A 19,806-nucleotide genomic window follows, 5' to 3' on the forward strand; every position below is an offset into this window, starting at 1 on the left:
CGGTCACATTCCGAACCCGGAAGCTAAGCCTCTCAGCGCCGATGGTACTGCAAGGGGGACCTTGTGGGAGAGTAGGACGCCGCCGGACTCAACGTTGGTAACACTAGGGAACCCCTGACCATGACTGGTCAGGGGTTTCCTGCGTTCCCGGCTCGATCGACACGGCGCCGTCGGCTCCTCGTGGCGGCAGTATGATCGGCCGACGACGAAGGAGAGCGATGACCGATCAGCTCGTGGTCACGCCGCCGGAGCCGGGAGCAGCGTGGCCGGTGCTCACCGATGCCACACGGGCAGCGCTGCGGCAGATCCTCGTGCACGGTGTGCTCTCCCGTGCGGAGATCGCCCGTGCGCTCGGGCTCTCCCGTGCCAGTCTCACCCGGGCTGTCCGCACCCTGCAGGAGCACGGCTTCGTCACCGAGGTCGGTACCGGGGTCCGTGGGGCCACCGGGCGCCCGTCCGAACTCCTGCGGGCGAGCAGCGGGTCGTGGGAGTTCCTCGGCGTGAAGCTCACGCCCGACCGCGTCTACGCCGCCGTCACCGACCTGGGCGGCCGGGTCCTCGCGCTGCACGAGGAGGCCCTGCGGGACACTGCGCCGGGCGCACTGGTGGCCCAGGTGGCTGAGGTCGTGGGCGCACTGCGTCGGGCATCACCGGCGATCTGCGCTCTGGGCGTCTCGGTACCGGGTGACGTGGTCACGCGTGGGGGCATCACCGTCGTGGAAGTCTCGCAGTTCCTCGGGTGGCGTGACGTGGCACTGTCCGGGCTGCTCGAGGAGGCGACCGGGCTCGTGACGTACACGTCGAACGACGTCGACGCCTTGACCGCGAAGGAGCACTGGATCGGAGCGGGCGCCGGCGTTCGATCCATGGCGCTCGTCACGGTGGGCACCGGCGTCGGGTTCGGCCTGGTCACGAACGGCGAGGTCTCCGAGGGGTCCCACGGGCGGTTCGGTCGCGTCGGGCACCTGCCGGTGTACGGCGGCGGCCCCGACTGTGGTGTGGGGCACCACGGCTGCGTGTCGAGCTACCTGCCGAGCTCGATCATCGTGCAGAACGCCGGTGCGGCCGACGACGGCTACGATGACGTGGTCGAGCGTGCGCGCGGCGGCGAACCGCGGGCGCTCCAGGCCTTCCGGGACGCCGGCACGGCCCTCGGCGCGCTCCTGTCCTCGGTCGTGACCCTCGTCGACCCGGAGTCGATCGTCCTGACCGGCGACGGACTGCCCGTGTACGACATCGCGCGGGCCGAGGTGGACGAGGCGTTCCGCCAGGGGCTCCGGCCGTACGACGCCGACGTGCCGATCGTGGTCCAGCCGTTCGAGTTCTCCGAGTGGGCCCGTGCGGCCGCCGTGCTGGCGATCCGGCGGTCGCTCCGGTACTGAGCGCAGCGCAAAGCAGGCTTAGTTACACAAGTTGACAAACGTGCTCGGCGGACGGGATGCTGGAGGTGTCCACCGTCGAAGGAGATGTCGTGACCGCTGCCCGTTCCGTGCCCTGGCCCACCGAGGGACTGTCGTTCGGAGGTGACTACAGCCCCGAGCAGTGGCCGCGCGAGGTGTGGGACGAGGACGTCCGTCTGATGCGCGAGGCCGGGGTCAACCTGGTGACCGTCGGGGTGTTCTCGTGGGCGCTGCTCGAGCGGTCGCCGGGGGAGTACACCTGGTCCTGGCTCGACGACGTGCTCGACCTGCTGCACGCGAACGGCATCGCGGTCGACCTCGCGACGCCGACGGCCGCGCCGCCGAACTGGCTGCTCACGGCCCACCCCGAGGTGCTGCCGGTCGACGCCACCGAGCGGCGCGAGCGACCCGGGGGTCGGCTCGGTTGGTGCCCTGCCTCGCCGGTCTTCCGCGCCCACGCCCTGCGCATCGTCGACGCCATCGCCGAGCGGTACGGGAAGCACCCGGCCGTCCGGTTGTGGCACGTCAGCAACGAGCTCGGCGGCGGCAACGCCCGCTGCTTCTGCGAGGTGTCGGCAGCGGACTTCCGGCGCTGGCTCGGTGACCGGTACGGCGACGTCGACGCGGCGAACGCGGCGTGGGGCACGGCGTTCTGGGGCCACACCTACACGTCGTTCGACGAGGTCTCGCCGCCCCGCGGGGTCGGCGGTGCGCCGAACCCGGGGCTCGCACTCGACTTCGAGCGGTACTCCTCGGACGCCCTGCTGGCGCACTTCACGGCCGAACGCACCGCGATCGAGCGGCACTCGGACGTGCCGGTCACCACGAACTTCATGGTCGGGGCCGGCTCGCACGTGGTCGACTATGCCGGCTGGGCGCAGCACGTCGCCATCCCCGCGAACGACCACTACACGCTGGTCGACGACCCGGACCGGGCCGAGGACCTCGCCGCCTCCGCCGACCGGATGCGCGGCATCTCCAGGGGCCGCACGCCGTGGCTGCTCATGGAGCACTCGACCGGTGGTCCGAGCTGGCAGCAGCGCAACCGCGCCAAGGAGCCCGGCGAGCTGATCCGGAACTCGCTCGCGCACGTCGCACGCGGGTCGGACGGCGCACTGTTCTTCCAGTGGCGCGCCTCGACCGCGGGAGCCGAGCAGTTCCACTCCGCGATGGTCCCGCACGCCGGCACCGATACCCGAGTCTGGCGGGAGGTCTGCACCCTCGGCCGTGCCCTCGAGGCGCTCGCGTCGGTGCAGGGCGCACCTGTCGAAGCCGCCCGGGTCGCGATCGTCGTCGACGAGGCGTCGGGTTGGGCGCTGCAGGCCGGGCTCAAGCCGCACCGCGGAGTGCGGTACGGCCACGAGGTCCGGGCGTGGCACACCGCGTTCTGGCGTCGGCAGGTCACCACGGACGTGGTCCCGCTCGACGCCGACCTGAGCGGGTACGACGTGCTCGTCCTGCCGACCCTATTCGTCGTCGACGCGGCCTCGGCGGCGCGCATCCGCGCCGTGGTCGACCGCGGCGCGACCCTGCTCGTCACCTACGCCTCGGGCATCGTCGACGAGACCGCGCGGGTGCTGACCGGCGGCTACCCGGGTGCGTTCCGGGACGTGCTGGGTGTCTGGGCGGAGGAGTTCGTCCCGCTCCAGCGCGACCAGCACGCGCGGCTCGACGACGGCACGCTCGTCACCGACTGGGCCGAGGACCTGGTGGTCGAGGACGCCGACGTCGTGCTCCGGCACGTCGACGGACCGCTCGCCGGACGGCCGGCCGTCACCCGCCGCGCCGCCGGCGGCGGCGCCTGGTACGTCTCCGCGATGCTCGACCAGGACGGCGTGCAGCGGATCGTGGACCGGGTCGTCGACGAGCGGGCGGTCCCGCGGACGGTCACCGCGCCTCCCGGCCTGGAGGCGGTGCGTCGCGTCCGCGACGACGGTTCCGGGGTCCTGTTCCTCCTCAACCACCGCGACGACGACGTCACGGTCGTCGCGTCCGGCACGGACCTGCTCGACGGCTCCGCGCAGGGTCCGGAGACCGTCGTGCCGGCCGGTGGCGTCCGCGTGCTGCTCGAGACGGCGACCGCATGACCGTCGTGGAGCGTGACCTCGCCCCGGCCGAACAGCCGGAGCGGACCGTGCACGTGCTGCGTGGCGGCGGCGTCGGGCTGGTGGTCGCGTCGCGTCCGGACGGACTGCCCGAGGTACTGCACTGGGGGCGGGACACCGGACCGGTGTCGGCGACCGATGCGGACGACCTCGTCGCGGCGCAGGGGCGGGCGGTCTCGCCGAGCGCGTACGACGCCGCGTGGCCGCTGACGCTGCTGCCCACCGAGCACGACGGCTGGGAGGGACGGCCGGGGATCGCCGGCCAGGTCGGTGGACGGCCGCTCGTGCCGGTCTGGCACGAGGTCGCCGTCCGCGGGACCCAGGACGAGCTCGTCGTCGACGCGGTGTCCGACGAGCTGACGTTGTCGATCGTCCTCGTGCTCGACGCCCACGGTGTGCTCCGGGTGCGGCAGTCGGTCACGAACACCGGTGTCGCGGACGTCGAGCTCACCGCGTTCGAGGCCGTGCTGCCGGTGGGGGAGCGTGCTGCGGAGGTGCTCGACCTGGCCGGGAAGTGGACGCGCGAGCGGACCCCGCAGCGGCGGGCGCTGACCGACGGGGTGCACGTGCGCGAGAGTCGTCGCGGCCGCACGGGCCACGACGCCCCGACCCTGACGATCCTCGGCACGGCCGGCTTCGACGACGCGCTCGGTGAACTGTGGGCGGTGCACCCGGCGTGGAGCGCGGACAGCGTCCACCGCATCGACCGGTTGGCGGAGGCGCGGATCCTGCTCGGCGCGGGAGAACTGCTGCGGTCCGGCGAGGTCGTCCTCCGGCCGCAGGACGTGTTCACGGCGCCCGAGACGGTGTTCGTGTGGAGCGACACGGGGCTCGACGGGCTGTCGGCGCGGCTGCACGACTCGTTGCGTGCGCGGCCAGGGCACCCGGTCACGCCCCGCCCGGTGGTCCTCAACACGTGGGAGGCGGTCTACTACCGGCAGGAGCTGGAGCCGCTCCTCGAGCTCGCCCGTGCGGCGGCCGACGTCGGGGTCGAACGGTTCGTGCTCGACGACGGGTGGTTCACCGGCCGACGGTCCGACACGACGGCGCTCGGCGACTGGACGGTCGACGCCGAGGTCTGGCCGGACGGACTCGGGCCGCTCGTCGACGGGGTGCGCGCGCTCGGGATGGACTTCGGGCTCTGGTTCGAGCCGGAGTGCGTCAGCCCGGTCTCCGCCCTGGCCGAGGCGCACCCGGAGTGGTTCCTGCAGGACCCCGAACAGGCGCGGACGTGGCGGCACGAGTACACGCTCGACTTCGCGAACCCCGCGGTCCGCGCGCACGTGCTCGACCGCATGTCCGCGGTGGTCGAGGAGCACCACGTCGACTTCGTGAAGTGGGATCAGAACCGGGACGTCGTGCAGACCGTGCACGCCGGACGGGTCGGTCTCGGTGCCCACACCCGTGGCGTGTACGCAGTGATGGACGAACTGCGCCGACGACACCCGTGGCTGGAGATCGAGGCCTGCGCGTCCGGCGGCGCCCGGGTCGACCTCGGCGTGCTCGAACGGACCGACCGGGTGTGGGCCTCGGACTCGAACGACGCGATGGAGCGGCTGGCGATCCAGCGGTGGACCGAGTTGCTGCTGCCGCTCGAGCTGATCGGGTCGCACGTCGGTCCGGAGGTCTCCCACACCACCGGTCGGCACCTGGACCTGGATTTCCGGATGGCGGTGTCGCTGTTCGGCAGCGCCGGCATCGAGACCGACGTCACCCGTTGCACGCCCGCCGAGCGCGACCGGCTGCGGGAGTGGACCGCGCTGTACAAGCGGGAACGCGGCCTGCTGCACTCCGGGCGGGTGCACCACGTGGACCTCGGCGACACGGGACTCGTCACGACCGTCGTCGTCGGCGCCGACCGGGACCGTGCGCTCGCGCGGGTCGTCCGGACCGAGACCGGACCGCGGGCGCTCGCGGTGCCGCTGCGCTTCCGCGGGCTCGACCGGGCGCGGCGCTACCGGGTGGCACCGGTGGCAGGCCTGCGCGTGCCGAAGGGTGTCGACGTCACCCCGACGCCGTGGCTCGAGCGGGGGAGCGTCGAGCTGCCCGGTGCGGTGCTCGAGGACCTCGGGGTGCGCCTGCCGTCGCTCGCGCCCGGCACCGCGCTGGTGCTCGAGGCGCAGGCGGTCTGACTCGACGACGAACGGGAGCCGTGCACGAGCGCGGCCCCCGTTCGTCGTCCCGTCAGTGCAGCAGGTCGCCGGCGTGCCGGAGGACGAGCGGTCCGACGAGCGCGTCGGCGTCGATGCCGGCTGCGCGGGTCACCGTGAACACGACGTGCTCGCCGGGCAGCAGGGACACCAGGCCGTCGTCCACCCGGGCGGTCGACACGAGCCGGTCCGGGAACAGCGACAGGTCACGGACGTAGCCGGTCGCCGTCACCGTGACCCGCGCGCCGTCGTCGGTCCGTTCCACCTCGGTCGTGAACGGTCGGCGTGCGAGCCGCTGGTCGACCACCTCGGCGAGGTCGTGCACCCGCCGACCGGAGGCGGTTCCCGTGACGACGAGGACCTCGCCGGCCGGGTCCTCGGACCGGCCGACCTCGACCGGCAGCGGCACCCGGACCGCGTCGGCCGGAGCGACCTTGACGGACGTGCTCGTCGACGCGAGGACCGTGCCGTCGAAGGACCGTCGCTCGACGACGAGGTCGTCCGTGACCGCACCGGCCCCCGCGTTGACGACGACGACCTCGGTCCCGGTGCCCTCCTCGGACGGCTGCACGGTCGCGAGGACCGGCTGGTAGGCCTGCCGCACCGCGTACCAGACCGGCTTCCGGTGCCCGGCGTGGTCGACGAGCGCCCACGAGACCACGGGCCAGTCGTCGTTCAGCTGCCAGACGACCATGCCCGTGTTGTCGGGCGTGCGTGACCGGAACCAGTCCATGCCGAACCGGATCGCGTGCGCCTGGTTCAGCTGCGCCGCCCAGTGCCAGTCCTCGATGCTCCGCGGCTCGGGCAGGTGCCCGCGCATGCCGTCGGCGAGCTTCCGGTTGCCCTCGTGCGCCTTCTGGTGCACGAGCATCTCGTGGCCGTCCGAGTCGAGGGGCTCGTCGTGCACCACGGCGGTGAGCGTCGACCAGGCGGGCGGCCCCTGGTACCCGAACTCGGCGACGAACCGAGGGTGCCAGTCGGCGTAGGCGGTGTAGTCCTTCGTGTTCCAGACGTCCCAGATGTGCACGCTGCCGTTGCGGTCGTCGTTCGGGTGCAGGTACTCGTCGAACGAGAACGGCGACCCGGGCGTGTACGGCCGGGTCGGGTCGAGCTCGGCGACGACCGCGGGCAGCAGGGACCGGTAGTACCCGTTGCCCCAGGTCCGCCCGACGAGCGACGGACGCCAGCCCCACTCGGCGTAGGCGACGAGGTTCTCGTTGTTGCCGTTCCACACGACGAGCGACGGGTGGGGGCTGAGCCGCGTCACGGCCTCGCGGACCTCAGGTTCGACCTCGTCGGCGAGCCAGGGCTCCTCGGCGTAGGCGGCGCAGGCGAACAGGAAGTCCTGCCACACGAGCACGCCGAGCTCGTCGCAGCGGTCGTAGAGGTCGTCGGACTCGTAGATCCCGCCGCCCCAGATCCGGAGCAGGTTGACGTTCGCCTCGACCGCGTCGTCGATGCGCTCGGCGTACCGCTCGGGGGTCATCTCGGTCAGGTACGCGTGGTCCGGGATCCAGTTCGCGCCGCGCACGATCACGGGCTCGTCGTTCACCCGGAGCAGGAACGGGGCACCGCCGGCGTCGGCGGAGGTGTCGAGCGTGACCGTCCGGAAGCCGACGCGTCCGGTCCAGACGTCGTCGCCGACCTCGACCCGGACGTCGTACAGCGGCTGCTCGCCGTGGCCGCGCGGCCACCAGACCGCGACGTCGGGCAGCTCCAGGCGGACCGCAGCGGACCCGGCGGCGCGACCGCCGGTGACGGGACCGGACCCCGTGACGGACGTGCCGTGTCCGGAGACGGTGATCCGTGCCTCCAGGCCGGTGCTCGCGGAGGCCGCGACCTGCGGGGCGGAGCCGATGTGCTGGCGGAAGCCGCCGCTGGTGCCGGCGTGCTCGACGTCGACGTGTGCGGTGAGGACGCCGGTGGAACCGTCGACGTCGACCAGGGGGCGGACGCTCGCGATCCGCACGCCGGTCCACGACTCGATGCCGATCGAGCGCCAGATGCCACTCGTCGCGACGTCGACGCCCCAGTCCCACCCGAAGTTCGACGCGTTCTTGCGGAGCGCGTTGTAGGGGTGGTGGTTGACGTGGGGGAGTTCGCCGCCGTGCTGCTCCGACAGTCGGACGGCGGCCGGGACCGGGGCGTCGAACGTGACCACCAGCTCGTTGTCGCCCGGTCGCAGGAGGTGCCCGACGGGGAACCGGTACGAGCGGTGCTGGTTCGCGGTCGTGCCGACGACCAGGCCGTTCAGCTCGATCGTGGCGAGGGTGTCGAGCCCCTCGGCCACCAGGTCGTGCCGCTCCGCTGTGTTCGTGCCGTCCCGGTGCTCGGCGCTCGTGCCGTCCCAGGTGAAGGTGCGTCGGTAGCGCCACACCGTGTCGCCGATCCATTGGGTCGCCGCCTCGCCGTCCCCGTCGAACGGGTCCGGGATCCATCCCGCGTGGAGGAGGTCGGTGTGCACACACCCCGGCACCACCGCCTCCACGGGGGAGCGGAACGGCTCTGACTCCGTCGGGCCGGTCACCGCCTCGAGGGTCCAGGGGCCGTCCAGTGTCGTGCGCTCCATCGCGCCTCCTCAGATCATCGTGCAGATGCTTGACCGGGTTAGTTTAGCCGTGTAACAATCGCCGTCAACGAACTGGACTGCGACGGAGCAGACCGAGAGGACAACGATGTCAGTACTCAACCGTTCACGGCGGCTCGCCATCGCAGCCGCGGCCATCGTCACCACCGCCGGACTCGCCCTGACCGGCTGCAGCTCGAGCGGGACCGCGGCGTCGTCCGACTCCGCGAGCACCCTCGTCGCCTACACCGGACAGTCCGGCGACTACCAGATCAACTTCAACCCGTGGTCCCCGTCGAACATCGGCGGCATCGGCACCATCTACGAGAGCCTGTTCTTCATCACGAACGTGAACACGGCGGACCCGAAGCCGCTCCTCGGCAAGAGCTACCAGTGGAACGCCGACGGCACGCAGCTCACCATCGAGCTCCGTGACGGCGTGCAGTGGAGCGACGGGGAGCCCTTCACGGCGAAGGACGTCGTGTTCACGCTCGACATGCTCAAGCAGGACAAGTCGCTCAACTCGATCGGCTACACCGGCACCGCGAAGGCCGAGGGGGACGCGAAGGTCGTCGTGTCGTTCGACGAGCCGTCGTTCGTGCTCGGCCCGAACCTGCTCGGCAAGACGTGGATCGTGCCCGAGCACCTGTGGAAGGGCATCGACCCCGCCACCGACGTCATGCGCGAACCGGTCGGCACCGGCCCGTACACGCTCGGCAACTTCAAGGCGCAGGCGTTCACCCTCACGGCGAACAAGGACTACTGGGGTGGGGCCCCGGCCGTGAAGACGGTCCGCTACCTGTCGCTCTCCGGCAACACCGCCGGCGCCGACGCGCTCAAGCAGGGGTCGATCGACTGGCAGACCGGCCCGGTCCCGAACATGGACGACATCAAGGGCAACTACCCGGGCTACGACGGCATCACGATCGGGCAGAACCAGATGGCCCTGATCACCTGCGCGAACACCGACCTCGGGTGCTCCGGACCGCAGACCGATCCCGCCGTCCGGCACGCCGTCGCCGACGCGATCAACCGCAAGCAGCTCAACTCGCTGGCGTTCGCGAACACCGCGAGCGACATCTCGCCGACCCTCGCCCTCACCACCACGCAGAAGGACATGATCTCGAAGGACGTGTCACCGGCCGTGATGCCGAACTCGCCCGACACCGAGGCGGCCGCCTCGACGCTCGAGGGCGCCGGGTGGAAGAAGGGGTCGGACGGCATCTACGCCAAGGACGGGCAGAAGCTCTCGCTGACCGTCGAGGTCGTCACCGGCTGGACCGACTACATCACCGCCATCGACACGATGACCCAGCAGCTCAAGGCCGCCGGCATCGAGCTCAAGGCGCAGCAGTCGTCGTGGAACGAGTGGACCGACAAGAAGACCAAGGGCCAGTTCCAGCTCGCCATCGACTCGCTCGGCCAGGGCCCGACGGCGAACCCGTACTACCTGTACAACAACAACCTCGCGACCTCGAACACCGCGAAGGTCGGCGAGGGCGCCGCGACGAACCTGTCCCGCTACAGCAACCCGGACGTCGACGCCGCGCTCGCGAAGCTCAAGGCGATCAACCCCGAGGACACCGCCGCGACCCAGCCCGAACTCGACACGATCCAGCAGCACCTCGTCGAGGACATGCCGTACATCCCGATCCTGACCGGCGGCACGACGAGCGAGGTGCACACCGCGAAGTTCACCGGCTGGCCGACCCAGGACGACCTGTACGCCTTCCCGGCGATCTGGGCCAGCCCGGACAACGCCGAGGTGTTCAAGGCCCTGAAGCCCGTCAAGGGCTGACGGCGGACCGCGACCGAGGAGCACTCGTATGCAGTACTTCCTGCGCAAGATCGGCTTCTACGTCGTCGCCCTGTGGGCGGCCCTGACGCTGAACTTCATCATCCCCCGGCTCCTGCCCGGGAACCCCGTGGACATCCTGCTCGCCAAGCTCCAGCAGCGCGGCGGGCAGATCACCCCGGAGACCAGGGAGGCGTACCAGCTGCTCCTCGGGGGCGACTCCTCGCAGCCGCTCATCGTGCAGTACGGGCAGTACCTCGGCAACGTGTTCCGCGGTGACCTCGGGGTGTCGGTGAGCTACTTCCCGGCACCCGTCACCGAGGTCATCGGGAGCTCGCTGCCGTGGACCATCGCCCTGGTCGGGATCGCCACGGTCCTGGCCGCCGTCATCGGTGTCGCGCTCGGCGCCTTCGTCGGCTGGAAGCCCGGCACCTGGCTCGACTCGTTCGTGCCGGCCACCACGCTGCTCGCGGCGGTGCCCTACTTCTGGCTCGCGCTCATCCTGGTGTACCTGTTCGCCACCGGGCTCCACCTGTTCCCGGCGCAGGGCGGCTACGACGTCGTCCTCGACCCCGGGTTCAACGGCCCGTTCCTCATGTCGGCGCTCGAGTACGGCGTGCTGCCCGCGGCGACCATCGTGCTCGCCTCGCTCGGCGGCTGGCTGCTCGGCATGCGGAACATGATGGTGTCGACGCTGTCCGAGGACTACATCACGACGGCGCTCGCGAAGGGCCTGCCGCCGGGCAAGGTGCTCCGCAACTACGCGGCGCGGAACGCCGTGCTGCCCTCGGTCGCCGGGTTCGCGATCTCGCTCGGGTTCATCGTCTCCGGGTCGGTCGTCACCGAGCAGGTGTTCTCGTACCCGGGCATCGGCTCGAAGCTCCTGTCGGCGGTCACCAACAACGACTACGCGCTCATGCAGGGCATCTTCCTGTTCATCACCCTCGCCGTGCTCGGCGCGAACCTCGTCGTCGACCTGCTGTACGGGCTCATCGACCCGCGCACCCGGGCCCGGAGCTAGGAGGACACCACCGTGACCAACATCCAAGAGGACACCGAACCCACCGTCGGCGCGCTCGCCGAGGAGACCGTCGGCGCCTCCACCCGCAGCATCGCGACCGCCCGGTCCGCTCGTCGGACCGGTGGCCTGCGCCGCTTCCTGCCCACCATGACGCCGTGGCTCGTCACCGGCATCGTGCTCATCGTCGGCGTCGCCCTGTTCGGGCTGCTCGGACCGCTCCTGGTCGGCGACCCGAACGCCATCCGCGACTCCGGCATGCAGCCGCCGAGCGGGGACAACCTGCTCGGCACCACCCAGACCGGCCAGGACGTCCTCGCCCAGCTCGCGTACGCCACCCGAGGCAGCCTGCAGATCGGGTTGATCGTCGGCGTGCTCGCGACGGTGCTGTCCGCGTTCTTCGGCATCCTCGGCGCGTACCTCGGCGGCATCATGGACGAGGCGTTCTCGCTCTTCTCGAACGTCTTCCTCGTGATCCCCGGTCTGCCGCTCGTCATCGTCATCTCGGGTCTGGTGCCGCAGGAGGCACGCGGGCTCTGGACCATCGCGATCGTCCTGGCGATCACGTCGTGGGCCGGGTCCGCGCGGGTCCTCCGGGCGCAGACGATGTCGATCCGGAACCGCGACTACGTCTCCGCCGCCCGGGTCGCGGGCGAACGGCCGTGGCGGGTCATCGCGGTCGAGATCCTGCCGAACCTGCTGCCGGTGCTCGCGTCGCAGTTCGTCTTCGCGGTCATCGCCGCGATCCTCGGCGAGGCCGGCCTGTCCTTCCTCGGGCTCGGGGCGTCGAACTCGTCGACGCTCGGCACGATGCTCTTCTACGCCCAGAACGGGTTCGCGCTCGCGCAGGGCGCCTGGTGGTGGTTCGTGCCGCCGGGGCTGCTCATCGCCCTGCTCGGCATGGGCCTGTCGCTCGTCAACTTCTCGATCGACGAGGTCATCAACCCGCGACTCGCGAACGTGCGTGCGCAGCGACGGCGCGAGCGTCGTGCGCGGCGTGCGGCACGGACGGGAGGCACGGCTCGCCTCGACGACACCACCACCGACCGGAAGGGGGTCGCCTCGTGACCCGGGACGCCGTCCTCACCATCGACCACCTCGACGTCGTCTACGAGACCGAACGTCCGGTGCACGCCGTCAAGGACGTGTCGCTCACGCTCGCACCGGGGGAGATCCTCGGGCTCGCGGGGGAGTCCGGCTGTGGCAAGACGACCCTCGCCTACGCCATCACCCGGCTGCACAAGCCGCCGGCGAAGGTGACGAGCGGCAGCATCACCTTCCACGACCGCGACGGCAGCGACGTCGACCTGCTCGGCCTGAGCGACGAACGGCTCCGCGCCGTCCGCTGGTCGAAGCTCTCGATGGTGTTCCAGGGCGCGATGAACGCGCTCAACCCGGTCACCACCATCCGGGCGCAGCTCGACGACGCGCTCGTCGAGCACCGCAGGGGGATGCCGAAGAAGGAGCGGCGGGCGATCGCCGAGGACGCCCTGCGCCGGGTCGGCGTCGACCCCGCCCGCATCACCGCCTACCCGCACGAACTGTCCGGCGGGATGCGGCAGCGCGTCATGATCGCGATGGCGATGCTGCTCGAGCCGCAGGTGATGATCATGGACGAGCCGACCACCGCGCTCGACGTCGTCGTCCAGCGCGAGATCCTGCGGGAGATCGTCCGGCTGCGGGACGAGCTCGGCTTCGCGGTCGTGTTCATCACGCACGACCTGCCGCTGCTGCTCGAGATCAGCGACCGGATCGCGATCATGCTCCGCGGCGAGGTCGTCGAGTGTGCCACCGCCGCGCGCATCCAGCACGAGCCGCAGCACCCCTACACGCAGCGGCTGCTGCGCTCGTTCCCGAGCCTGTCCGGCGCCCGCGGCGACTTCATCCGCACGGGCCTCGGCTTCGAGGAGGTCGCATCGTGACCAGCGTCACCGTGAACCACCTGACCAAGGACTTCCACGTCCGCAAGGGCCTGCGCCGCAACACGCTCCGCGCCGTCGACGACGTGTCCTTCGAGCTGCTGCCCGGCCGGACCGTGGCCCTGGTGGGGGAGTCCGGCTCGGGCAAGTCCACCATCGCGCGGATGCTCGCGAAGCTCGAGACCGTGACGAGCGGGTCGATCGACGTCCGGCTCGAGGACGGCACGCCCGTCGTCGGCAGCATGTACCGCCGGCACGTGCAGATGGTGTTCCAGGACCCGTTCGCCTCGCTCAACCCGTTCCACTCGATCGAGCACCACATCGCGCGGCCGTTGCAGCTGCACCACCGGACCCGCGGCGCCGCCGAGACCCGGCAGCGCGTCCGGGAACTCCTCGACCGGGTGAACCTCGACGAGGACTTCGCCGAGCGTCGCCCCCACGAGCTGTCCGGCGGGCAGCGGCAGCGCGTCGCGATCGCCCGTGCGCTGGCCCCCGGCGCCCAGGTGCTCGTGGCCGACGAACCGGTGTCGATGCTCGACGTGTCGATCCGGCTGAGCGTGCTCAACCTGATGGGGCGGCTGCAGCGCGAGGACCACCTCGCCGTGCTCTACATCACGCACGACCTGGCGACCGCGCGGCACTTCTCCGACGAGATCCTCGTGCTCTACCGCGGCCGCGTGGTCGAGCGGGGGCCGTCCGACGCCGTGATCCTCGACCCGCACCACGACTACACGCGGCTGCTCGCCGACGCTGCACCGGACCCGGAGCGGGTGGACCGCCGGGTGACGGCCGGGCCCGCGGTCGACCGGTCGGCGATCGACAACAGCACCTGCTACGACCACGGGATCGGGGCGTGGGTGGACGCCCCGGCTGCGCCCGTCGGTGCCCGGTGACGGCGCGGACCGTCGACTGGGTCACGAGCGGGTTCGCCGTCCGGTTCCGGATCGAACCGGAGCACCCGGTGGCGCTCGTGTCGTTCGTGCCGGCCGGCGGGACGCTGTCGGACGGGGCGGCGGACCCGCAACCGCTCGTCGAGCTGACGACGATCGGGCACGGGCGGTTCCCCGGCGGCTTCCGACACGTCGACTCCACGGTCGGCGCCCGACTGCGGTACGTGTCGCACACCGCGACGGACGGGGCGGACGCGAGCGGCGCCGGGGTGGTGACCGGACCCGAGATCCGGATCCTGCAGGCGGACGCGGCCACGGGCCTCCAGACCGTCTCCGTCTTCCGGGCGCACGACGGCGTCCCCGCGTTCCGGACGTGGACCGAGGTCCGGGCGGAGCGGGGCGAGCACGTCGTCGACTTCGTCTCATCGTTCGCGAGCGGCGCGTGGCTGACCGACGCGGGCGCGGACGTCGACGACCTGTCGCTGACGCACGCAGCGAACGACTGGGCGGCCGAGAGCCAGTGGCGGACCGATCCGCTGCGGGAGATCGGTCTCGCACGCATCGACCGCGAGGCGCAGCACCACCCGCCCCGCAGCCGGGCCGTCGTGCAGAACCGCGGGTCGTGGTCCACCGGCGAGGCGCTGCCCATCGGGGTGCTCACCGGCCCCGGGTACGCGCTCGTCTGGGAGGTCGAGCACAACGGACCGTGGCTGTACGAGCTCGGGGAGACCCGACGCTCCGCCTACGTGCTGCTCAGCGGGCCGACCGACCAGGAGCACCAGTGGACCACGGTGGTCACGCCGTCGACGCCGTTCACCTCGGTGCCCGTCTCGGTGGGGATCGCGGGTTCGATCGACCAGGCGTTCGGCGTGCTGACCGCGCAGCGCCGGGCTTCCCGGAACACCCGGGCCGCCGACGCAGCACTGCCGCTCGTGTTCAACGACTACATGAACACGCTCATGGGCGACCCGACGACCGAGAAGCTGCTGCCGCTCATCGACGCGGCCGCCGACGCCGGGGCCGACCTGTTCTGCATCGACGCCGGCTGGTACGCCGAGGGACACTGGTGGGACACCGTCGGCGCGTGGGAACCGGCCGCCTCGCGCTTCCCCGGCGGACTGTCCCTCCTCGTGGAGCACATCCGCTCGCGGGGGATGCAGGCCGGACTCTGGCTCGAACCCGAGGTGATCGGCATCCACTCGCCGCTCGCGTCCACGCTGCCCGACGACGCGTTCGTGCAGCACCACGGCGTGCGGGTCGCCGAACACGGACGGCACGTGCTCGACCTGCGGTCGCCGGCGGCCCGCGCGCACCTGGATGGCGTGGTCGACCGGCTCGTCGGGACCCTCGGCGTGACGTTCTTCAAGATGGACGACAACACCATGACCGGCCCCTGGTCCGGCTCGGTGGACGGCGGGCGCGCGCTCCTCGAGTGGCTCGACGACGTGCAGCAGCGATACCCGGAGCTGCTCATCGAGAACTGCGCCTCGGGGGCGATGCGTGCCGACCAGGCGATGCTGTCGCGGCTGCACATGCAGTCCACGTCGGACCAGCAGGACCCGGTGCTGTACGCCTCGATCGCCGCGGCGGCCCCGGCGGCGATGCTGCCGGAGCAGGCGGGGAACTGGGCGTACCCGGCGCCCGGGATGTCGCCCGAGCGGTTCACCCTGTCGCTCGTGAACGGGGTGCTCGGGCGGATGTACCTGTCGGGGTACCTCAACGAGATGTCGGACGGGCAGCGCGCCGTGGTGCGGTCGGCGATCGCGGCGCACCGGGAGGTGCTCGGCGTGCTCGGGACCGCGGTGCCGGTGTGGCCGCTCGGGCTGCCCGGGTGGGAGGACCCGTGGGTGGCGCTCGGGCTGGCCGTCCCGGACGGCGACCTGTACCTGTCGGTGTGGTCGCTGCCCGGCGGGCCCCCGAGTGTCGCGCTCCCGCTGGCCGGGCACGCGGGGCGGTCGGTGACGGTGACCGCGCTCTTCCCGACCGAGGCCGCGCCGTGGACGGTCTCGTGGGATGCGTCCGCCGGGGTGCTGCACGTCGACGACGGCGGTGCCACCCCGACGGCGAGGGTGTTCCGCGTCCGGACCGAGGGGGCGGACGCGGAGCGCTGAGGGGACGGCCGTCGGATGGCAGCCGGCGGTCGTCGGACGGACGGGAGGCGCGGTGCGGGCAGGCACCGCGGCTCCCGTCCGGTGCGTGGTGGCGGGGCCGTGGGTCGCGATCAGCGGGTGACCGTCCTGGTCCGTCCGCCCCGGGTTCAGAGGACCAGAACAGCCATCGAGCGACGCGGACCAGGGGCGTCGCAGGCACCCTCGGGGGTGGGTCTACGGGAGAGCCGGTCGAGACGGCACTGCCACTGATGTCAGAGCAGCCCGAGCTCCATCGCTCGGGTCACGGCCCGTGTCCGGTCGTTCACGCCGAGCTTCTCGAACACGTGCCCGAGGTGCGTCTTCACCGTCGTCTCGCTGAGGAAGAGCGCACGGCCGATGGCTGGGTTCGAGTTGCCCTGCGCGACGAGTCGAAGGACCTCGTGCTCGCGCGGGGAGAGGGCTGGTCCGGTCGGGCCCTTCGTGGTGGCTCGTCGCACGAGGGCCGCGGCGGCGGACGGCGCGAGGGCGGTCTCGCCGCGGGCAGTGGCCCGGAGGCCCGCCAGGATGTCGGACTCCGGGGCCGCCTTGAGCAGGTAGCCGGCGGCGCCCGCCTCGATCGCGGCGAGGATCTGGTCGTCGGACTCGTACGTGGTGAGGATGAGCACGCGGACCCCGGGCTCGCGGGCCAGGATGCGCGCGGTGGCCTGGTCGCCGTCGATCCCGGGCATCCGCAGGTCCATGAGCACGACGTCCGGCCGTTCCGCGAGTGCGAGGCGGACCGCGGTCTCGCCGTCACTGGCCTGGCCGACCACCTGCACGTCGTCGGCGTCCTGCAGCAGTGCGACGATGCCTGCGCGGACGATGGGGTGGTCGTCCGCGACGACGACCCGGATCACGCGGGCACCGGCGGGGACTTGGCGCCGGCCTGAGCAGGTGCGGAGGCGCCGGTCGTGACGAGCTGGAGCGGCAGGGCGGCTTCGACCACGGTGCCGGAGCCGGGTGCGGACCTGACCGTGCAGGTGCCTCCGGCGAGGGCGAGCCGATCGCGCAGTCCCGGGAGGCCGCGACCGGCGGTGGCACGGGTCGGCTCGAAGCCGACTCCGTCGTCGACGACCCGGAGCGTGACGCGATCGGCATCCGTGCGGAGGCGAATCTGCACCGACTGCGCTCGGGCATGTGCGCGGACGTTCGCCAGCGCCTCTTGTCCGACGCGGAGCAGCACGACCTGCGCGTCGCGGTCCAGCGCGGAGTCCGACGCGTCGACCTCGACCGGGATGCCGGTCTCGCGGTGGAACCGTTCGCCGAGTCGGTGCAGTGCGGCACCGAGGCCGTCTCCGGCGACCCCCGCAGCACCGGCAGCGACGAGGGTGCGGGATCCCTCGAGCGCCGTCCGGGCGGAGTCCTCGAGCACGGTGAGCCGTTCGTCGAGTCGGTCCGTGCGGTGGGCAGCGAGGTCGCCGCGGGCGCGCTCGGTCAGCATGACGATCCCCGCCAGGTCCTGTGCAACGGTGTCGTGGAGCTCCCTCGCGAGGCGTTCGCGTTCGCTCGTGATGCCGGCCGTCCGGTGTGCCTCGGCGAGGGACGCCTGGGTGGCCTGCAGTTGTTCGAGGAGCACCCGGCGTTCGTCGGACAGCTGGGCGATCCGCGTGATCCACAGTCCGAGTGCGCAGGCACCGGCGACGCTGACGCTCTCGATGAGGAGCGTCGACACCACGGCGCCCGGTCCCGAGGCGATCTGCAGCCCTGTGCCCGAGGCGACCCCGATGACGACCGACACCGCGACCGAGGTGCGGACGCGGTCGAGCTGGCACCAGGCGACCGGGAACAGGATGCACTGCACGAAAGCGGTGCTCGGGACGACCGCGGGCAGGACGAGGGCCGCCACGACGAGCACCGGCACGAAGCAGACGGCCGCTCGGGATCGGGCGTACCCGCGCCATCCGTACGCGGCGTACGTCAGGGCGAGGACCCCGAGCATCGCGAACGCCGGCCAGCGGCTCGACCACGGGGACCAGCCGAGGGCGGCGATGACCGTCACGAGCGCGACGGTCCCACCGAAGGCGACGTGGAGGCCCAGGTCGGTGTGCGCGCTGGTGCGGTCCATGTCGACAGCATCCCACTGGTTGCCGTCGCGCTCGGGGTTCTCCACGGGCACGTCAGGCGTCCCGTCGGTTCCACCGGAACGTCAGCAGGCACACTACGGCGCCGAGGACGAGCCACGCTGTCAGGACGGCGGTACCGATTCCGAGGTGCCACGCGCCCCCGGGTTCGGCGGACGCGAAGCCCTCGGGGAGGAACACCGACCGCATGCCCGACGCCATCCAGCGGAGGGGGAAGACCCCGGCGACGGTCTGCAACCAGTCGGGGAGCTGCGTGAAGGGGAGGTACACGCCGGAGATGAACTGCAGGACCAGGACGATCGGGACGATGGTCGCCGTGGCGCGTCGGCCCTCGCGGGGGAGCGCCGAGATCGCGATGCCCAGGACGCAGCTCGTGGCGACGCCGAGCAGCATGATCCCGGCGAAGCGGACCCACGCGCCGCCGTCGGTGGGCAGCTGCACGCCGAAGACGACCGCGGCGATGCCGAGCAGCAGGGCGATCTGGGCGACGACGGTCACCAGCACCATGCCGACCTTCCCGACGAAGTACGCGAGCACGGGCAGCGGGGTGCCACCGAGGCGCTTCAGGGTGCCGTCGCTCCGCTCGCCGGCGATGTCCACGCCGAGCGACTGGGTGCCGGAGAGCAGGAAGGCGGTCGCGACGAGCCCGGGCAGGTAGTAGGTCGCGTAGTCGACGCTGACGCCCGGGCCGGCCTGGATGTCCGGGGCGCTGTCGAACGCGACGGAGAACAGCGTCAGCATGATGATCGGGAACAGGAAGGTGAAGAACACGGAGTCGGGGGCGCGGAAGTAGGAACGGACCTCGTACCCGATGCGGTACAGGCCGACGCGGACCGGGCCACTGCGCACCGGTTCGACGCGGACCGGGCCGGGCGTCGCGGCGTTCATGCTGCATGCTCCGCGATCATGGCGAGGTAGACGTCCTCGAGTGCGGGGCGGACGACCTCCAGGTCGTGCATCGGCTCGGTCGAGCCGCGTACCAGTGCGACCGGGTCCGCGGTCCGTCGCTCGTGCTGCGCGCCGTCGTCGTCCCGCCACCGGACGACCGGGATGCGGGCCGCGGCGCCACCGATCTCGTCGATCGGGGCAAGGTCGATCAGACTGCCGTCGGCGATCACCGCCGCGCGGTCGGCCAGGTGTGCGGCCTCGTCGAGGTAGTGGGTGGTGAGCAGGATCGTCGTGCCCTCGTTGGCGACCTGCTCGATGAGCTGCCAGAACTGCCGGCGGGCCTCGGGGTCGAAACCGGTCGTCGGTTCGTCGAGGAACAGCACTTCGGGGCGGCCGATGATCCCCAGGGCCACGTCGACCCGCCGACGCTGCCCACCGGACAGCTTGCTGACACGGGTGTTGCGCTGCTCGTGGAGCCCGGTGACCGCGAGGAGTTCCTCGACCGGACGGCTCCGCGGGTACAGGTGCCGGAAGTGCGCGAGCTGCTCGGCGACGGTGACGTTCGGGGACTCGCCACTCGTCTGCAGGACCATGCCGACTCGGGCGTTGTGGCTGCGGCTCGCGCGGGCCGGGTCGTGGCCGAGGACCCGGACGGAGCCGCCCGACCGGGACCGGTACCCCTCGAGGATCTCGACGGTCGTGGACTTGCCCGCGCCGTTCGGGCCGAGCAGGGCGAAGGTCTCGCCGCGGTCGATCGTGAACGAGACGTCGGTGACGGCGCGCTTGCCGTTCGGGTACTGCTTCGAGAGGTGCTCGACCTCGATGGCGGGGCTGCTGGGCATGACCCCAGCCTCCTCGCCGGATG

General features: G+C 71.8%; 14 protein-coding genes and 1 rRNA gene. 10 read left to right on the plus strand and 5 right to left on the minus strand.

Translation table 11 applies throughout. The features are described 5' to 3' along the window. The 4 genes from rrf to DEU32_RS12055 all read left to right on the plus strand — a co-directional run. Window positions 1–88, plus strand: a 5S ribosomal RNA gene (gene rrf, locus DEU32_RS12040); the annotation flags it as partial. Window positions 89–218: 130 nt separating this feature from the next. Next, window positions 219–1,382, plus strand: coding sequence for an ROK family transcriptional regulator (locus DEU32_RS12045; RefSeq protein WP_114850764.1), 1,164 nt, complete (start codon window positions 219–221; stop codon window positions 1,380–1,382). A gap of 89 nt (window positions 1,383–1,471) precedes the next feature. Beyond that, complete coding sequence (locus tag DEU32_RS12050; protein WP_258554861.1) at window positions 1,472–3,487, plus strand: beta-galactosidase; 2,016 nt, start codon at window positions 1,472–1,474, stop codon at window positions 3,485–3,487. Further along, window positions 3,484–5,637, plus strand: coding sequence for an alpha-galactosidase (locus DEU32_RS12055; protein ID WP_114850766.1), 2,154 nt, complete (start codon window positions 3,484–3,486; stop codon window positions 5,635–5,637). Before DEU32_RS12050 ends, DEU32_RS12055 begins: the two co-directional genes overlap by 4 nt. A gap of 52 nt (window positions 5,638–5,689) precedes the next feature. On the opposite strand, the gene DEU32_RS12060 is transcribed toward DEU32_RS12055, so the two are convergent. Continuing rightward, the gene (locus DEU32_RS12060; protein WP_114850767.1) at window positions 5,690–8,224 is read right to left on the minus strand and encodes a glycosyl hydrolase 2 galactose-binding domain-containing protein; all 2,535 of its coding nucleotides are present in this window, start codon (window positions 8,222–8,224) and stop codon (window positions 5,690–5,692) included. A gap of 106 nt (window positions 8,225–8,330) precedes the next feature. Between DEU32_RS12060 and DEU32_RS12065 the strand changes: the two genes are divergently transcribed. The 6 genes from DEU32_RS12065 to DEU32_RS12085 are packed head-to-tail and all read left to right on the plus strand — an operon-like array spanning window position 8,331 to window position 15,954. Next, window positions 8,331–10,019, plus strand: a complete 1,689-nt coding sequence (locus DEU32_RS12065; RefSeq protein WP_114850768.1) for an ABC transporter substrate-binding protein — start codon at window positions 8,331–8,333, stop codon at window positions 10,017–10,019. 28 nt (window positions 10,020–10,047) lie between these two features. Then, window positions 10,048–11,037 (plus strand): ABC transporter permease, encoded by a 990-nt coding sequence (locus DEU32_RS12070; protein WP_114850769.1) that lies wholly within the window; start codon window positions 10,048–10,050, stop codon window positions 11,035–11,037. A 12-nt stretch (window positions 11,038–11,049) separates the two neighbouring features. Then, window positions 11,050–12,102: an ABC transporter permease gene (locus DEU32_RS17400; RefSeq protein ID WP_258554862.1), complete on the plus strand. Its 1,053-nt coding sequence runs from the start codon at window positions 11,050–11,052 to the stop codon at window positions 12,100–12,102. Further along, on the plus strand, window positions 12,099–12,956 hold the full coding sequence (locus DEU32_RS17405; protein ID WP_058742524.1) for an ABC transporter ATP-binding protein: 858 nt from the start codon (window positions 12,099–12,101) through the stop codon (window positions 12,954–12,956). The genes DEU32_RS17400 and DEU32_RS17405 overlap by 4 nt, the downstream gene beginning before the upstream one ends. Next, the gene (locus tag DEU32_RS12080; protein ID WP_114850770.1) at window positions 12,953–13,846 is read left to right on the plus strand and encodes an ABC transporter ATP-binding protein; all 894 of its coding nucleotides are present in this window, start codon (window positions 12,953–12,955) and stop codon (window positions 13,844–13,846) included. Before DEU32_RS17405 ends, DEU32_RS12080 begins: the two co-directional genes overlap by 4 nt. After that, window positions 13,843–15,954 carry an alpha-galactosidase gene (locus tag DEU32_RS12085; RefSeq protein ID WP_181819277.1) on the plus strand — a complete coding sequence of 704 codons (2,112 nt, stop codon included), beginning with the start codon at window positions 13,843–13,845 and terminating at the stop codon, window positions 15,952–15,954. The genes DEU32_RS12080 and DEU32_RS12085 overlap by 4 nt, the downstream gene beginning before the upstream one ends. A gap of 251 nt (window positions 15,955–16,205) precedes the next feature. On the opposite strand, the gene DEU32_RS12090 is transcribed toward DEU32_RS12085, so the two are convergent. The 4 genes from DEU32_RS12090 to DEU32_RS12105 are packed head-to-tail and all read right to left on the minus strand — an operon-like array spanning window position 16,206 to window position 19,783. After that, window positions 16,206–16,829: a response regulator transcription factor gene (locus tag DEU32_RS12090; protein WP_058742527.1), complete on the minus strand. Its 624-nt coding sequence runs from the start codon at window positions 16,827–16,829 to the stop codon at window positions 16,206–16,208. Then, window positions 16,826–18,037 carry a sensor histidine kinase gene (locus DEU32_RS12095; protein WP_147281461.1) on the minus strand — a complete coding sequence of 404 codons (1,212 nt, stop codon included), beginning with the start codon at window positions 18,035–18,037 and terminating at the stop codon, window positions 16,826–16,828. Before DEU32_RS12095 ends, DEU32_RS12090 begins: the two co-directional genes overlap by 4 nt. Window positions 18,038–18,089: 52 nt before the next feature. Continuing rightward, window positions 18,090–18,941, minus strand: a complete 852-nt coding sequence (locus DEU32_RS12100; protein WP_114850772.1) for an ABC transporter permease — start codon at window positions 18,939–18,941, stop codon at window positions 18,090–18,092. Next, the gene (locus tag DEU32_RS12105) at window positions 18,938–19,783 is read right to left on the minus strand and encodes an ABC transporter ATP-binding protein (RefSeq protein WP_114850773.1); all 846 of its coding nucleotides are present in this window, start codon (window positions 19,781–19,783) and stop codon (window positions 18,938–18,940) included. Before DEU32_RS12105 ends, DEU32_RS12100 begins: the two co-directional genes overlap by 4 nt. Window positions 19,784–19,806: the final 23 nt, after the last annotated feature.

This window comes from Curtobacterium sp. AG1037, assembly GCF_003349855.1.
GTDB classification, from domain to species: Bacteria; Actinomycetota; Actinomycetes; order Actinomycetales; family Microbacteriaceae; genus Curtobacterium; species Curtobacterium citreum.

Bases quoted from the DNA above. Each gene is read 5' to 3' on its own strand.
- DEU32_RS12045 (WP_114850764.1), top strand. From the start codon at position 219: ATGACCGATCAGCTCGTGGTCACGCCGCCGGAGCCGGGAGCAGCGTGG.
- DEU32_RS12055 (WP_114850766.1), top strand. From the start codon at position 3,484: ATGACCGTCGTGGAGCGTGACCTCGCCCCGGCCGAACAGCCGGAGCGG.
- DEU32_RS12060 (WP_114850767.1), bottom strand. From the start codon at position 8,224: ATGGAGCGCACGACACTGGACGGCCCCTGGACCCTCGAGGCGGTGACC.
- DEU32_RS12065 (WP_114850768.1), top strand. From the start codon at position 8,331: ATGTCAGTACTCAACCGTTCACGGCGGCTCGCCATCGCAGCCGCGGCC.
- DEU32_RS12070 (WP_114850769.1), top strand. From the start codon at position 10,048: ATGCAGTACTTCCTGCGCAAGATCGGCTTCTACGTCGTCGCCCTGTGG.
- DEU32_RS12095 (WP_147281461.1), bottom strand. From the start codon at position 18,037: ATGGACCGCACCAGCGCGCACACCGACCTGGGCCTCCACGTCGCCTTC.
- DEU32_RS12100 (WP_114850772.1), bottom strand. From the start codon at position 18,941: ATGAACGCCGCGACGCCCGGCCCGGTCCGCGTCGAACCGGTGCGCAGT.
- DEU32_RS12105 (WP_114850773.1), bottom strand. From the start codon at position 19,783: ATGCCCAGCAGCCCCGCCATCGAGGTCGAGCACCTCTCGAAGCAGTAC.